A 14,371-nucleotide genomic window follows, 5' to 3' on the forward strand; every position below is an offset into this window, starting at 1 on the left:
AGACGAGAGACCAGGAGCAGTGGATGACGCGTATCGGTATCGTGCAGGAACAGGGCGGCGAGACGAGGGTTGCCGCAACCCCACAGACGGTGAAGTCGCTACGCGCGCTCGGATATGACATCGCGATCGAGCGGGGTGCGGGCGCGGCATCCGCTTATCCGGACACCGCCTATGCGGAAGCCGGCGCCCAGGTCGTGGGCACCGATGAAGCGTGGTCGTCACCGATCCTGCTCAAGGTGAACGCCCCGACGGATGCTGAGATCACGCGGATCGCGGACCGGGCCACGCTGATAGCGCAGCTCAGCCCGAACCTGCGGCCCGAACTGCGCGAGGCACTCGCCACCCGCGGCATCACGGCGCTCGCGCTGGATGCCGTCCCGCGCATCTCGCGCGCGCAGTCGATGGACGTGCTCAGCTCCATGTCGAACATCTCCGGCTATCGCGCGGTCATCGAGGCGGCGAACGAGTTCGGACGATTCTTCACCGGGCAGGTGACCGCGGCGGGCAAGGTTCCCCCGGCGAAGGTGCTCGTCGCCGGCGCCGGCGTTGCAGGGCTCGCGGCGATCGGCGCAGCATCCAGTCTCGGCGCGATTGTGCGCGCTACCGATCCGCGCCCGGAAGTCGCTGATCAGGTGCGCTCGATCGGTGGTGAGTACCTCGAGGTCATCGTTCCTGATGAGCAGAAGGAGGTTTCCTCCGACGGGTATGCCAAGGCGACCAGCGAGGCCTACGACCGCCGCGCCGCCGAGCTGTACTCGGAGCAGGCGGCCGATGTCGACATCATCATCACGACGGCGCTGATCCCGGGGCGCGCGGCTCCGGTCTTGATCACCGCGGCAGATGTGGCATCCATGAAGCCTGGCAGCGTGATCGTCGACATGGCGGCCGCGCTGGGCGGCAACGTTGAGGGAACCCGTGCCGGTGAGCGGTTCGTCACGGACAACGGCGTGATCATCCTCGGATACACCGACCTCGCCGGACGCCTTCCCACGCAGGCCTCACAGCTGTACGGAACGAACCTGGTCAATCTGCTGAAGCTGCTGACCCCCGGCAAAGACGGGCAGCTCGTGCTCGATTTCGACGACATCGTGCAGCGTTCCGTCACCGTCGTCAGAGACGGCACGGAGACCTGGCCACCGCCGCCAGTGCAGGTGTCGGCAGCGCCGAAGGCTGCGGCTGTCGCCGAAGCGGCGGTGGTTGCGCCGAAGCGCACCCTCGGTGTTCGCGGCAAGGCCGCGCTCATCGCGGTCGGCATCGCGGCCGTGTTCCTCGTGAACGCGGTTGCCCCGGCGCCACTGCCGCAGCACTTCACCGTACTGATGCTGTCGATCGTCGTCGGCTTCTACGTCATCGGCAAGGTTTCACACGCCCTGCACACACCCTTGATGAGCGTCACGAACGCCATCTCGGGCATCATCGTCGTGGGCGCGGTCGTGCAGATCACGAGCCCGAACCTGCTGGTGCAGATTCTGTCGGCGGTCGCTGTGCTCGTGGCATCCATCAATATATTCGGCGGGTTCGCCGTGACCAGAAGAATGCTGAAGATGTTCTCCAAGGGGCCAGACGCTGCAGCCGCTGACAAGGGGGCCCGCCGATGAGCGCCATCGAACTCGCCGCATCCGCCGCTGGCGCGGCGTATATCGTCGCCGCTCTGCTGTTCATCATGAGTCTCGCGGGACTCAGCCGCCACGAGTCGTCGCGTGCCGGCGTCACGTATGGAATGGTCGGCATGGCCATCGCACTTGTCGCCACGATCTGGGTCACCTTCCAGGGTGCGTGGGGTCAGCCGCAGGCGGTGGTCGGGCTCGTGCTACTTCTGATCGCGATGCTCGTCGGCGCCGTCGTCGGACTGTGGCGCGCTCGCCGCGTCGAGATGACCGGAATGCCCGAGCTCATCGCGCTGCTGCACAGCTTCGTCGGCCTGGCAGCGGTTCTTGTCGGCTGGAATGGGCACCTGCACAACCCTGGGCTCACCGGCGCGCTCGCCGACATCCACCACGCCGAAGTGTTCATCGGCATCTTCATCGGTGGTGTGACGTTCACCGGTTCGATCGTTGCATTCTTGAAACTGTCCGGACGGACGTCGTCGAAACCGCTGATGCTGCCGGGCAAGAATGTGCTCAACCTCGGCGCGATCGTTGTGTTCATCGCGCTCACCGTCTGGTACGTGATCACGCCCGTCCTCTGGCTGCTGGTGCTCGTCACTGTGCTCGCGCTCGCGCTCGGCTGGCACCTGGTCGCTTCGATCGGCGGCGGGGACATGCCCGTGGTCGTCTCGATGCTCAACAGCTACTCCGGTTGGGCCGCTGCCGCTGCCGGCTTCCTGCTGAACAACGACCTGCTCATCGTTACCGGCGCACTGGTCGGCTCTTCCGGTGCCTACCTGTCGTACATCATGTGCAAGGCGATGAACCGCTCCTTCATCTCGGTGATCGCCGGAGGATTCGGCATCGCCGCGCCCCAAAGCGACGACGTCGACCACGGAGAACACCGCGAGATCGACGCCGAATCCGTCGCCGACATGCTGGCCGGCGCATCAACCGTGGTGATCACGCCCGGCTACGGCATGGCCGTGGCGCAGGCTCAGTATCCGGTTGCGGAGCTCACCCAGAAGCTGCGCGATCGTGGGGTGGATGTGCGCTTCGGCATCCATCCGGTCGCCGGTCGCCTCCCGGGGCACATGAATGTTCTACTGGCCGAAGCCAAGGTGCCGTATGACATCGTGCTCGAGATGGACGAGGTCAACGACGATTTGGCAGCGACCGCGGTCGTCCTCGTGATCGGCGCGAACGACACGGTCAACCCCGCCGCGACCGAAGACCCGTCGAGCCCCATCGCCGGCATGCCGGTGCTGCGGGTGTGGGAAGCGGAGAACGTCATCGTGTTCAAACGGTCGATGGCCGCAGGCTACGCCGGTGTGCAGAATCCGCTGTTCTTCCGCGAGAACACGCAGATGCTCTTCGGTGATGCGAAGGATCGGGTCGACGACATCCTCCGCGCGCTCTGACCATGGGGGAGCTGCGCTCCAGGTCCGCAACCTAGCGTGCACAACTCCTGAAGAACCGCCGCTTCCGCTCCTATCCGGGCCGGATGCGGCGGTTCTGCCATGATTCTTCAGGAGTTGTGAGCGCCGGAGGGTGGAGCGTATACCGCTATTCTCGGCCGTATGAGACTCACCACTCGCTTTGTGCGCATCTTCCAGTGGATCGCTCCGGTACTGCTTCCTGGGTTTGTACTCTTCGGGCGAGGCCTGCTCGGTGCGCCACTGGGGTGGATGGCAGCCATCGGGCTGTTCGTCGCGCCCGTGGTCATCATCGCGATGTACGCGTCAGCAATCGTCTTCGTCTTCGACCGAGACGCTGCGGCAGCGAAGACGAGCCGGTTAGCTTATGACATCCCCAGTTATGTTCTCTGGATCGCCTTGATCGCGATGGGCTTCACCCTCCAGGATGGCGGGGACACCGGGGACTACGGTTCAGTGCTGTCGGAGTGGGGAGTGCTGAGCGACGACGCCACGGTGGCGGCATTCACCGTCGCTGCCGCGATCGCCGCCGTGTCGTGGGTCGGCACACTCGTCGCGGCGATCGTATGCGTAGTGCATTCGCGCGTCGGGATAAAGGTCAGCGCCCGGTGAACTCCGGCTTGCGCTTCTGCTGGAATGCGGCGAACCCCTCGCGGTAGTCCGCGGTGGCGCGCAGCGACACCTGGTTCGCGTTCTCCTCGGCGACGGCATCCCACAGGGCCATGCGCTCGTCACGCAACCGGCCGATAAGTCGTTTGCTGGCCAGGAACGCGCGAGTCGCACCAGTGGCGCCACGGGATGCTGCCAGCACGGTGGCGGAGATGACATCGGCAGCGGGCAGCACCTGTGAGAACAGCCCCGCCTCGACGGCTTCCGTGCCGCTCATGAGCCGCCCGGTGTAGATGAGATCGAGGGTTCGGTGCGCGCCGAGGCGTTCATAGAACAGGGCATGCCCGCCGGAATCCAACGTCGCACCGAGGGCGGCGAACGGAGAGCCGATCTTCGCTGAGTCGGCGACGTACACGACATCCGTGGCGATCAGCAACCCGAGCCCGACGCCGAGGCACGCACCGTGCGCCGCGGCGAACGTCGGGGCCGGGAACTGAGACATCCGCTTGAGTAACGGGGTCACCAGGCCATCGAGGTATCCGGACACATCGTCTGTCGCGGGGTCGACGCCGGCGATGTCCCGACCCGCGCAGAACCCTGCGCCCTCGCCGCGCAGCACGAGCGCGCGCACACCTGCGGCCTCGGCCTCTGCATACGCTTCAGAAAGCTCGACGAGGGCGCCCTCATCGAGCGCATTGCGCTTCTCCGGCGCATTGAGCATGACGTGAGCGACGTCGTCGGTGATGGTCAGATCGATCATGATGCACTCCTTCGGCTTCATTCACGCGTCGTAGTCCACGACGACGTGCTCGGTGATCGGATGCGACTGGCAGGTCAGCACGTATCCGCGCTCGATCTCGTCGGGCTCGAGCGCGAAGTTCTGCGTCATCCGCACTTCGCCTTCGATCAGGCGCGCGCGACAAGTGCCGCAGACCCCACCAGCGCAGGCGAACGGAACGTCTCCCCGCACGCGCAGTGCGGCATCCAGAATCGCCTCGTTCGCCGGTGCCGGGCTCTCGACGGTTGATGAAAGCCCGTCGAGCGTGAACTCGATACGCCGTATCTCATCACCGGCGCCGATGGCGACCGGGCGTCCGCGATCGACGCGCGGACCGTCAGCATCGCTGGTGAAGAGTTCGAAACGGATGCTCTCAGCCGGCACGCCGCGACGCTCGAGCGTCTCCCGGCAGAGCGTGACGAGGTCGAACGGCCCGCACAGGAACCACTCGGTCACCGTGTCCGGTGGCAGCAGTGAGTCGAGGATCGTGTTCAGCCGCTCAGCGTCGATCCGGCCGGACAGTACGGGCGCGGTGCGCTGCTCGCGTGAGAGCACATGGTGCAGCGCGAGCCGGCCCGGGTAGCGGTCCTTCAGATCCGCGAGCTCATCGAGGAACATCACATCCTGGGTGGCGCGATTCGTGTAGAGGAGACTGAACCGCGCTGTCGGAGAGGATGCCAGAACGTGAGCGGCGAGCGCCATCATCGGGGTGACGCCTGATCCGGCAGCGATCCCGGCCAGATGCGCGTGGTCGAGATCGGGGAGCTGTGAGGTGAATGTCCCTTCCGGGCTCATCACGTCGATGCGATCGCCTGGCCTGAGGTTCTCGTACGCCCAGACGGAGAACAGTCCGCCCAGGTCGCGCTTTATGCCGACGCTGATGGTTGCGGGTTCTGACGGCGTCGACGGGATGGGCGCTCGGCAGATCGAGTAGCTGCGGCGCACCTCGCGGCCGTCAACGTGCGCCCGCAGCGCCACGTACTGGCCTGGGAGGTAGTCGTAGTCGCCCTGGAGTTCCGGTGGCACGGTGAAGGTGACTTCGATGCTCTCGTCCGTCAGTGGGCGCACACCGCTGATCTCGAGTTGATGGAAGCGCCCGCGGCGGCGCACGGCGGTATTCACAGCACCTTGAAGTGGTCGAAGGGCTCGAGGCACGCGCGGCACTCGTAGAGGGCCTTGCACGAGGTCGATCCGAAATGAGAGACCTCCCGGGTATCGAGTGATCTGCAGCGCGGACACTTCACCGCGAGGCGGAGCCGGATGGTGCTCGGCGGTCCTGACCGCGCGGTCTCCGCCCGCCCGGACGGCGGAGCGATGCCGTAGTCGCGCAGCTTCTGCTTGCCGGCATCCGTCATCCAATCCGTCGTCCATGCCGGTGAAAGCGTGGTGCGCACCTCGACGTAGGCGAAGCCGGCAGCGGTGAGCGCGAGGATGACATCGTCGCGCATGGCGTCGATGGCGGGGCATCCGCTGTATGTCGGGGTGAGCGTGACGGTGACGCGCTCGCCGCCGGATTCGGGATCGAGCTCGACGGCGCGCAGCACGCCGAGGTCTTCGATCGTGAGCACGGGGATCTCCGGGTCGGTCACGGATGCCGTGACCCGCCAGGCCTCATCGTGGCGCGTCACCATGATGCCCCCGGATGTTGCCTTGCCAGCACCTGCATCTCGGCGAGCAGATGCCCCATCTCAGAGAAATGGCGTCCGTGGCGCCCGCCACCCGCGGAAGCCTTCGCCTCGGGGATGTCGAGCTCCGCCTCGTCGAAAACGCTTCTGATGGTCTCGTCGAAGCCCGCGCGCAGCAGCGAGGGCCGCGCGGCGATGCCCTCGAGATCGTCGATCAGCGGTTCGTCGCGGAACAGCTCGTCAATGTAGGGCCAGACATCGTGCAGTGCGCGCACCATCCGGCGACGCGACTCATCGGTGCCGCCGGCGAGGCGCAGCGTCCACTGCACGGCATGGTCGCGGTGATAGTCGACCTCCTTCAGCGACTTCTCGGCGATGGCAGCGAGCGTCGGATCTGCGGAGGAGCGCAGTTGCGAATACAGCTCGAACAGATAGACGGATGCGGCGAGCTGCCGCGCGATCGTCTGAGCGAAGTCGCCGTTCGGCTGCTCGAACAACCAGGCGCTGCGAAACTCCGGCTCATCTCGGAAGTAGGCCAGATCGTCTTCGCTCCGACCGTCGGCGGTGCCGGCATAGTGCAGGAGTGAGCGGGCGTGGCCGAGCAGATCGAGGCCGATGTTCCCGAGGGCGACGTCTTCTTCGAGCTCGGGCGTATGAGCGATCCATGCGCCGAGCTGCTGGGCGAGGATCAGAGCGTCATCGCCCAGCCACATCGCGTACTCGGCGACGGCCGTTGAGGCGATGGCGTTCTCAGCTCCGGTGAGCTCAGCGGCGAGGTCGAGCTCGTCCACGGTGACCGAGCCGTGCGAGGAGTGCGGTGCCGGGACGGAGGCGGGTGCCGGTGAGGAGGCGCTTGCCGGTGCGGAGGTGTCGCGTTGTGTCGTTTCGCCCGCGCCTGTGCGGCCACTTGCGCCACCTGCCGCCGAATGGCTAGACGCCGCGGGCGGGGAGGTGTCGCGTTGTGCCGGTTTGCCCTCGCTCGCGCGGCCGTTTGCGGCACCTGGCGATGGGTGGGTACCTGGTGCTGGGCGGGCACCTAGCGCTGGGCGGGCACCTTCCGGGGCGTCCGGCACCGGATTGACGCTGCTCACAGGTGCGGCACCCCCTCGGATGCGGTGTAATACACCGCATGGCGGTAGTTCTTGCCGGCGGGGCTCTCGAAGAACGACCCCTTGGCGTCGGGGTCGCTCGTGGTGATGGCATCCGATGGCACGACCCAGATCGATGTGCCCTCACCGCGGCGCGTGTACAGGTCGCGGGCGTTGCGGATGGCGAGTTCAGCATCCGGCGCGTGCAACGACCCGGCATGTACGTGGCTCATGCCGCGGTTCGCGCGGACGAACACCTCCCACAGAGGCCAGGGCTCTGCGGTTTCGGTTCCTGGTGTCGTCATCATGCGGCTGCCTCCGCGTGACGCTCGGCCTGCTTGCGGGCATACGCCGAAGCGGCCTCTCGCACCCACGCGCCCTCCTCATGCGCTTCGCGTCGAGCGCGCAGTCGCTCGGCGTTCATCGGACCGTTCCCACCGAGCACCTCGAAGAACTCGGTCCAGTCGATCTCGCCGCCGACGTACTGCTGCGTCTCCTCGTCGAAGCGCAGTTCCGGATCTGGAAGCGTGATTCCGAGGATCTCGGCCTGGGGGACCAGCATCCCGATGAAGCGCTGGCGCAGTTCGTCATTCGAAAAGCGCTTGATGTTCCACGCCATCGACTGCGCAGAGTTGGGAGAGTCTCCATCGGGAGGTCCGAACATCATCAGGCTCGGCCAGTACCAGCGGTCGACAGCATCCTGCGCCATCCTCTGTTGCGCCGGGGTGCCCTTCATCAGGGTCAGCAGAATCTCGAAACCCTGTCGCTGGTGGAACGATTCCTCCTTGCAGATGCGGATCATCGCTCGACCGTATGGTCCGTAGGATGCCCGGCACAGCGGCACCTGGTTGCAGATCGCCGCGCCGTCGACGAGCCAGCCGATCGCCCCCATGTCTGCCCAGGTGGGGGTCGGGTAGTTGAATATCGAGGAGTACTTGGCGCGGCCGGTGATGAGCTGGTCGGTCATCTCCTCGCGCGTGATTCCGAGGGTCTGCGCCGCCGAGTAGAGGTACAGGCCGTGCCCGGCCTCGTCCTGCACCTTCGCCATCAGGATCGCCTTGCGCTTCAGGCTCGGAGCACGGGTGATCCAGTTTCCCTCGGGCTGCATGCCGATGATCTCGGAGTGCGCGTGCTGCGAGATCTGGCGGATGAGCGAGCGCCGGTAGGCCTCCGGCATCCAATCACGCGGCTCGATGCGAGAGTCGGCGGCGATGATCTCATCGAAGCGGCGCTGCTCTGCGGTGATCTCAGCGGCGACCTCCCCTGCGACCTCGGACGTGGTCATCATGACTCCTTCGTCTTCTTTACTGACCGATCGTTTAGTTATTATCGCATGATGGATGCTGGAGCGCAAAGGGTGCCGGCGATGTCCGATGCCTCGGGCAGAGTGGGAGTATGACACCCGACGCCGCATCCACCGCTACGCATGAGGCTGCGCTCGCCGCGCTGCGTGAACTGGTCGGGCGCGATGACGCCGTGTTCCATGACGGGCAGTTCGAGGCGATCGGGGCGCTGGTGAGTGGCCGCCGCCGAGCGCTGGTCGTGCAGCGCACCGGATGGGGAAAATCCGCCGTGTACTTCGTCGCGACGCTGCTGCTGCGCCAGCAGGGGGCCGGGCCCACCGTGCTCGTCTCGCCGCTTCTGGCGCTGATGCGTGATCAAATCAACGCGGCAGAGCGCGCCGGCGTGCGCGCTGTGGCAATCAACTCCACCAATGCGCACGAGTGGACGGATGTGCTCGCGCAACTCGACCGCGATGAGGTCGACGTTCTGTTGGTGTCGCCGGAACGGCTCAACAACCCCGCGTTCCGCGAACAGCAGCTGCCGGCGCTGGTGCGCCGCATCGGAATGCTCGTCGTAGATGAGGCGCACTGCATCAGCGACTGGGGGCATGATTTCCGTCCTGATTACCGGCGGCTGCGTGATCTCATCGCCCAGATGCCCGCGCAGGTGCCGGTGCTGGCCACGACCGCGACGGCGAACAGTCGAGTCGTCGCCGATGTCGAGGAGCAGCTGGGCATCGGTCCGACCGGCGGGGGCGAAGTGCTCACCATCCGCGGGCCGCTCGCGCGGGCGTCGCTGCGGCTGGGAGTGCTGCGATTGCCGGATGCCGCGAGCCGGCTGGCGTGGCTGCTCAGCCATCTTGATGACCTGCCCGGGTCCGGCATCATCTACACGCTGACCGTTGCCGCCGCCGTCGATACGGCCCGGCTTCTGCGTGAGCGCGGTCACGAGGTGCGCGCCTATACCGGGCAGACGGACTCGGATGAACGCGCCGAGTCCGAGGGCATGCTGAAGCGCAACGAGGTGAAGGCGCTGGTCGCGACCAGCGCGCTCGGGATGGGATTCGACAAGCCCGACCTGGGATTCGTGCTGCACCTCGGCGCCCCCTCGTCGCCGGTGGCCTATTACCAGCAGGTCGGCCGTGCTGGGCGTGCGAGTGACAGCGCCGATGTGCTGCTGCTGCCCGGGGTTGAAGACCGCGACATCTGGCACTATTTCGCCACCGCATCCATGCCGGATCAGGAGCGCGCCGAACGCGTGATCGCCGCGCTCGGCGATGCGCCGGTGTCGACCCCGGCGCTGGAGGCGATGGTCGACATCCGCCGCACCCCGCTCGAGCTGCTTTTGAAGGTTCTTGATGTCGACGGCGCTGTGCGCCGCGTGCAGGGCGGGTGGGTATCCACCGGCCAGAGCTGGGTCTACGACCGCGAGCGTTATGAGCGGATCGCCGGCGAGCGCTTGGCCGAGCAGCGCAGCATGATCGAGTACGAGCAGACGGACGGATGCCGGATGGAGTTCCTCCAGCGCTCGCTCGATGACGAAACCGCTGTGCCGTGCGGGCGCTGCGACAACTGCGCGGGTGCCTGGTTCCCGACCGAGATCGGCACGACCGCCACAGCCGCCGCGTCCGAGTCCCTGGACCGCGTCGGCGTCGTCATCGAGCCGCGGCGCATGTGGCCGACCGGGGCTGATCGGCTGGGTGTCCCGGCAAAGGGGCGCATCGCCGCAGGGGACCAGGCTGGCGAAGGGCGCGCGCTCGCCCGCCTCACCGACCTCGGTTGGGGTGGGACCCTGCGTACGCTGTTCGCGGCCGGGGTGCCCGATGCGCCGATCTCATCGGAACTGCTCGGCGCCTGCGTGCGGGTTCTCGCGGGTTGGGGCTGGTCCGAACGTCCGGTCGCAGTGGTCGCGATGCCGTCGCGTTCGCATCCGCTGCTTGTCGATTCCCTGGCACGCGGGATCGCCGAGATCGGCAAGCTGCCATACATCGGTGCGCTGACACTCGTCGATGGTGGGCCCACAGGGCAGCCCGGAGGCAACAGTGCCTTCCGGCTCGCGGGCCTCTGGGACCGCTTCAGCGCTGAGGGGATCGAGATCCCGGCGGGGCCCGTGTTGCTCGTCGATGATCAGGTCGACAGCAGGTGGACGCTCACGGTCGCGGCTCGCGCGCTGCGGCAGGCAGGGGCGACCAGCGTGCTGCCGTTCGCTCTCGCGCTGCGTGGCTGAAGAAGAAGTACGTGCTCAGGCCGACGCCTTCTCCACCAGCGTCAGCACGTCGTACGTCGCGACGATTTCATCGTTCTGATTCAGGATGACAGCATCCCAGCGCACCTCGCCGTACTCATCCGTCTCGCGCGGGGTGATCTGCTTCGCGGTGAGCGTGACCCGGATGCTGTCGCCCGGCGAGACCGGGGTCACGAAGCGCAGGTTCTCCAAGCCGTAGTTCGCGAGCACCGGACCCGGCTCCGGGTCGACAAACAGGCCGGCGGCCCAAGACACCAGCAGGTACCCGTGTGCGACGCGTCCCGGAAAGAAGGGGTTGGCGGCCGCTGATTCCTCATCCATGTGCGCGTAGAACGTGTCACCGGTGAAGTGCGCGAACGTCTCGATGTCGTCGAGGGTCACCTCACGAGAGACCGAGGCGATCTGATCCCCGATGCGCAGGTGCGTGAGCGGCTTGCGGAAGGGGTGGATGCCGTCATCGTTCGCGGCAGCACCCGTATGCCACACGCCGGTGATCGCGGTGAGCATATCGGGGGAGCCCTGGATGGCTGTCCGCTGCATGTGGTGCAGTACTGCGCGGATGCCGCCGAGCTCTTCGCCGCCGCCGGCACGGCCGGGACCGCCGTGCACGAGACCGGGCAACGGGGATCCGTGTCCGGTGGAGGAGCGCGCATCGTCGCGGTCGAGGAACAGCACCCGGCCGTTCGAAGCCGCGATCGCGCTCATGATCCCGGCGGCGAAGTCGGCGTCGTGCGTTGCGACGCTGGTCACGAGCGATCCGCCGCCGCGGACGACGATGTCGGATGCCTCGGCGAGAGTGTCATACGTGATCAGTGAGGACACCGGACCGAATGCTTCGATGCTGTGCACGGCCTCCGCGTGCGCATCGTCGAAGCGCAGCAGTGTGGGCGCGACGAATGCCCCGTGCGCACGCTCCGAACCGTCGGCCGCACTATCGGGCGCACTATCAGCCGAACCGTCGGCCGCACTATCGGGCGCTCCCGGATCCTCCGGACCGATCACGATTCGCCCGCCGCCGGCGACCAGCGCCTGCACCTGCCGCACGACCTCATCACGCTGCGCTAGCGAGACGAGCGGACCCATCGTCACGCCCTCGGTGCGCGGGTCGCCGATGACGGTCTTGTCTTCGATGCGCGCGCGGACGGCATCGATCACGGCATCCGCGTGAGCGGTGGGCACAACCGCTCGCCGGATCGCCGTGCACTTCTGGCCGGCTTTCGACGTCATCTCGGTGACGAGCTGACGAATGTACGCGTCGAACTCCGGTGTACCGGGGGCCGCATCGGGGCCGAGCACGGAGGCATTGATCGAGTCCGTCTCGGCGGTGAACCGCACGCCGCCGGTCTGCACAGCCGGATGCCGGCGCAGCAACGCCGCCGTCGACGCGCTGCCGGTGAATCCGACGATGTCGCCCAGTCGCAGGTTGTCGAAAAGTGTCGGTACGCTGCCGCTGACCAGCTGCAGCGATCCCTCCGGCAGGAGGCCGGACTCGACGAGGATCCGCACGAAAGCCTCGGTCAGATATCCGGTGGGGGTTGCCGGCTTCACGAGCGTCGGCATTCCGGCGAGAAAGGCGGGGGCGAACTTCTCCAGCGGTCCCCAGACCGGAAAGTTGAACGCGTTGATCTGCACGGCGACTCCCGGCAGACGCGTATAGATGTGACGCCCGAGAAAGGAGCCGTCCTTCGACAGGGGTTCGACGGGACCGTCGACGTACACCTGCGCGTTCGGCAACTCGCGGCGCCCCTTGCCCGAGTATGCGAACAGCACGCCGATGCCGCCGTCAATATCGACCCACGAGTCGGCCTTCGTCGCGCCCGTGCGGGCAGACAGGGCGTAGAGCTCCTCTTTGCGTTCGGTCAGGACCAGGGCGAACTTCTTCAGCAGCACCGCTCGCTGGTGGAAGGTCAGCGCGCCCAGGCTCGCCTGTCCGGTGGTGCGCGCGTAGTCCAGGGCGCCCGCCAGATCCAGACCCGTGGTGCTGACGCACGCGATCTCCTCTCCGGTCGAGGCGTCCCGCACCGTCGTCATCTCGCTCATCGCAACAGAGGTGGTATCCGCCGGCGCAGCGGGGGTCCACCACGAACCCTGCACGTAGCTGGGCAGCACATCAATCATCAGTCGTCCCATCTGTAGAAGCCTTCGCCGCTTTTGCGGCCGAGTTTGCCGTCCGCAACCAACTGGCGCAGCAGGTCCGGTGGAGCGAAGCGCTCGCCGAGGGCGGCATGCAGCTCTTCTGCAATGGCGAGGCGCACGTCGAGTCCGACGACGTCGGTCGTGCGCAGCGGCCCGAGCGGATGCCGGTATCCGCGCTCCATCGCTGTGTCGATGTCTTCGGCGGTGGCGACGCCGTCCTCCAGCATCCGAATCGCCTCGAGCGCGAGCACAAGGCCGAGCCGACTGGACGCGAAGCCGGGAGAATCGCGCACCGTGATCGGCGTCTTGCCGAGAGCTTCGACCCACCCGCGCGCCGCTGCGATGACGGCGGGGTCGGTGGCCGTGCCGGTCACGATCTCGACGAGCGCGGATGCCGGCACCGGGTTGAAGAAGTGCAGCCCGAGGAACCTGTTCGGACGCGCCAAGCTGGCAGCCAGGGCATCGATCGAGATGGACGACGTGTTCGATGCGAGCGCGGCATCCGTGCTGAGCACCCGCTCGATTCGATGAAGCGCCTCAGCCTTGAGTGCGCGGTCTTCTGGAACCGCCTCGATCACGAGATCGCAGTCACTGAATGCTGAGATATCGATGCCCACCTCCAGTGCAGCGGCGAAGTCGTCGATGCTTCCTGTGGCTCCGCGCTGGATGGAGCGGGATAGGTTCTCGCGGATGCGGCCGGCCGCAGCATCCGCTGTTTCCTCGTCGCGCTCGACGACCGTCACCGAGCTTCCGGTGATCACGAACGCGTGCGCGATCCCGCTGCCCATGCGCCCGCCGCCCAGCACGCCCACCCTCATCGGTGGCCGCGTTTCTCGAGAAATTCAGTCATGCGACGCATCTTCTCCGAGCTCTCGAACAGCTCGGCCTGCAGTTCGCCGTCGATCTGCGGGTGGGAATCGCGCGGTGCGCGCAGTGCTGTCTTCGTGTGCCGAATGGCAAGCGGGTCGCTCTGCGTGATGCGGTCAGCGATCGCATGCGCGGCCGCGAGGAGTTCCTCGGGCGGATGGATGCTGGACACCAGGCCCGCCGAGAGCGCCTCATCCGCCCCGACTAGTCGGCCGGTGAGCAGCATCTCGCTGGCCAGGCCATCGCCCACGATCTCGCGCAGGCGCCAGGTTGCGCCGGCAGCGGCGATGATGCCGAGGCCCGGTTCCGGGTTGCCGATCTTCAGCGTCGGCGTTGCAATGCGAATGTCTGCGGCATAGGCGAGTTCGGCCCCGCCGCCGAGCGCGAAGCCTTCCAGTGCGGCGATCACCGGCATCGGCAGCTCGCGAATGCGGATGAACGCGGTCGCATTGATGCTGCGGTGGGCATCTGCCGCGCGGCGGGCGCGCAACTGACTGATGTCGGCACCGGCGGCGAAGACACCCGCAGTGCCGGTGAGGATGAGCACGCGCGGCGTGTGCTCAAGGTCTGTGCAGAGCGCGTGCAGAGCGTCGATCATCTCGCGGTCGATTGCGTTGCGCTTGTCCGGGCGGTTCAATCGGGCGATGACGCGGTCGGATTGGGAATCGATGATGAGGGGTGTATCGCTCATCATCATGCTCCTGACTGCCTCGTCGCC

Annotated in this window: 13 protein-coding genes; 4 read left to right on the forward strand and 9 right to left on the reverse strand. The window is 66.7% G+C overall.

Features of this window, described 5'->3' with window-relative positions; genetic code table 11:
* The first annotated feature begins 23 nt into the window (after positions 1-23).
* From ACSS7Z_RS07810 to ACSS7Z_RS07820, 3 genes are all read left to right on the forward strand, one after another.
* Positions 24-1,598 (forward strand): Re/Si-specific NAD(P)(+) transhydrogenase subunit alpha, encoded by a 1,575-nt coding sequence (locus tag ACSS7Z_RS07810; protein ID WP_438253938.1) that lies wholly within the window; start codon positions 24-26, stop codon positions 1,596-1,598.
* The gene (pntB, locus tag ACSS7Z_RS07815) at positions 1,595-3,007 is read left to right on the forward strand and encodes a Re/Si-specific NAD(P)(+) transhydrogenase subunit beta (RefSeq protein ID WP_438253939.1); all 1,413 of its coding nucleotides are present in this window, start codon (positions 1,595-1,597) and stop codon (positions 3,005-3,007) included. Before ACSS7Z_RS07810 ends, pntB begins: the two co-directional genes overlap by 4 nt.
* 159 nt (positions 3,008-3,166) lie before the next feature.
* Positions 3,167-3,634 (forward strand): hypothetical protein, encoded by a 468-nt coding sequence (locus ACSS7Z_RS07820; protein WP_438253940.1) that lies wholly within the window; start codon positions 3,167-3,169, stop codon positions 3,632-3,634.
* On the opposite strand, the gene ACSS7Z_RS07825 is transcribed toward ACSS7Z_RS07820, so the two are convergent.
* The 6 genes from ACSS7Z_RS07825 to paaA form a co-directional block, all read right to left on the reverse strand.
* Positions 3,621-4,391: an enoyl-CoA hydratase/isomerase family protein gene (locus ACSS7Z_RS07825; RefSeq protein WP_438253941.1), complete on the reverse strand. Its 771-nt coding sequence runs from the start codon at positions 4,389-4,391 to the stop codon at positions 3,621-3,623. The genes ACSS7Z_RS07820 and ACSS7Z_RS07825 overlap by 14 nt on opposite strands.
* Before the next feature lie 21 nt (positions 4,392-4,412).
* On the reverse strand, positions 4,413-5,531 hold the full coding sequence (gene paaE, locus ACSS7Z_RS07830) for a 1,2-phenylacetyl-CoA epoxidase subunit PaaE (protein WP_438253942.1): 1,119 nt from the start codon (positions 5,529-5,531) through the stop codon (positions 4,413-4,415).
* The gene (paaD, locus tag ACSS7Z_RS07835; RefSeq protein WP_438253943.1) at positions 5,528-6,040 is read right to left on the reverse strand and encodes a 1,2-phenylacetyl-CoA epoxidase subunit PaaD; all 513 of its coding nucleotides are present in this window, start codon (positions 6,038-6,040) and stop codon (positions 5,528-5,530) included. Before paaD ends, paaE begins: the two co-directional genes overlap by 4 nt.
* On the reverse strand, positions 6,034-6,825 hold the full coding sequence (paaC, locus tag ACSS7Z_RS07840) for a 1,2-phenylacetyl-CoA epoxidase subunit PaaC (protein ID WP_438253944.1): 792 nt from the start codon (positions 6,823-6,825) through the stop codon (positions 6,034-6,036). Before paaC ends, paaD begins: the two co-directional genes overlap by 7 nt.
* Positions 6,826-7,121: 296 nt before the next feature.
* Positions 7,122-7,427, reverse strand: a complete 306-nt coding sequence (gene paaB / locus ACSS7Z_RS07845; protein ID WP_438254277.1) for a 1,2-phenylacetyl-CoA epoxidase subunit PaaB — start codon at positions 7,425-7,427, stop codon at positions 7,122-7,124.
* Positions 7,427-8,410 (reverse strand): 1,2-phenylacetyl-CoA epoxidase subunit PaaA, encoded by a 984-nt coding sequence (gene paaA, locus ACSS7Z_RS07850; protein WP_438253945.1) that lies wholly within the window; start codon positions 8,408-8,410, stop codon positions 7,427-7,429. Before paaA ends, paaB begins: the two co-directional genes overlap by 1 nt.
* A gap of 107 nt (positions 8,411-8,517) precedes the next feature.
* Here paaA and ACSS7Z_RS07855 point away from each other — a divergent pair, with 107 nt between their 5' ends.
* Positions 8,518-10,632 carry a RecQ family ATP-dependent DNA helicase gene (locus ACSS7Z_RS07855; protein ID WP_438253946.1) on the forward strand — a complete coding sequence of 705 codons (2,115 nt, stop codon included), beginning with the start codon at positions 8,518-8,520 and terminating at the stop codon, positions 10,630-10,632.
* Positions 10,633-10,647: 15 nt separating this feature from the next.
* On the opposite strand, the gene paaZ is transcribed toward ACSS7Z_RS07855, so the two are convergent.
* The 3 genes from paaZ to ACSS7Z_RS07870 are packed head-to-tail and all read right to left on the reverse strand — an operon-like array spanning position 10,648 to position 14,344.
* Entirely contained in the window at positions 10,648-12,768 is a 2,121-nt protein-coding gene (gene paaZ / locus ACSS7Z_RS07860) for a phenylacetic acid degradation bifunctional protein PaaZ (protein WP_438254278.1), read from the reverse strand.
* The gene (locus ACSS7Z_RS07865) at positions 12,768-13,604 is read right to left on the reverse strand and encodes a 3-hydroxyacyl-CoA dehydrogenase family protein (protein WP_438253947.1); all 837 of its coding nucleotides are present in this window, start codon (positions 13,602-13,604) and stop codon (positions 12,768-12,770) included. Before ACSS7Z_RS07865 ends, paaZ begins: the two co-directional genes overlap by 1 nt.
* A complete protein-coding gene (locus ACSS7Z_RS07870) occupies positions 13,601-14,344 on the reverse strand; it encodes an enoyl-CoA hydratase/isomerase family protein (RefSeq protein WP_438253948.1) in 744 nt (247 codons plus the stop codon). Before ACSS7Z_RS07870 ends, ACSS7Z_RS07865 begins: the two co-directional genes overlap by 4 nt.
* Positions 14,345-14,371 lie beyond the last annotated feature (27 nt).

The sequence above is a fragment of the Microbacterium wangyouchuni genome (assembly GCF_051546305.1).
Taxonomy (GTDB): Bacteria; Actinomycetota; Actinomycetes; order Actinomycetales; family Microbacteriaceae; genus Microbacterium.

Bases quoted from the DNA above. Each gene is read 5' to 3' on its own strand.
- ACSS7Z_RS07810 (WP_438253938.1), top strand. From the start codon at position 24: ATGACGCGTATCGGTATCGTGCAGGAACAGGGCGGCGAGACGAGGGTT.
- pntB (WP_438253939.1), top strand. From the start codon at position 1,595: ATGAGCGCCATCGAACTCGCCGCATCCGCCGCTGGCGCGGCGTATATC.
- ACSS7Z_RS07820 (WP_438253940.1), top strand. From the start codon at position 3,167: ATGAGACTCACCACTCGCTTTGTGCGCATCTTCCAGTGGATCGCTCCG.
- ACSS7Z_RS07825 (WP_438253941.1), bottom strand. From the start codon at position 4,391: ATGATCGATCTGACCATCACCGACGACGTCGCTCACGTCATGCTCAAT.
- paaD (WP_438253943.1), bottom strand. From the start codon at position 6,040: ATGGTGACGCGCCACGATGAGGCCTGGCGGGTCACGGCATCCGTGACC.
- paaB (WP_438254277.1), bottom strand. From the start codon at position 7,427: ATGACGACACCAGGAACCGAAACCGCAGAGCCCTGGCCTCTGTGGGAG.
- paaA (WP_438253945.1), bottom strand. From the start codon at position 8,410: ATGATGACCACGTCCGAGGTCGCAGGGGAGGTCGCCGCTGAGATCACC.
- ACSS7Z_RS07855 (WP_438253946.1), top strand. From the start codon at position 8,518: ATGACACCCGACGCCGCATCCACCGCTACGCATGAGGCTGCGCTCGCC.
- paaZ (WP_438254278.1), bottom strand. From the start codon at position 12,768: ATGATTGATGTGCTGCCCAGCTACGTGCAGGGTTCGTGGTGGACCCCC.
- ACSS7Z_RS07865 (WP_438253947.1), bottom strand. From the start codon at position 13,604: ATGAGGGTGGGCGTGCTGGGCGGCGGGCGCATGGGCAGCGGGATCGCG.
- ACSS7Z_RS07870 (WP_438253948.1), bottom strand. From the start codon at position 14,344: ATGAGCGATACACCCCTCATCATCGATTCCCAATCCGACCGCGTCATC.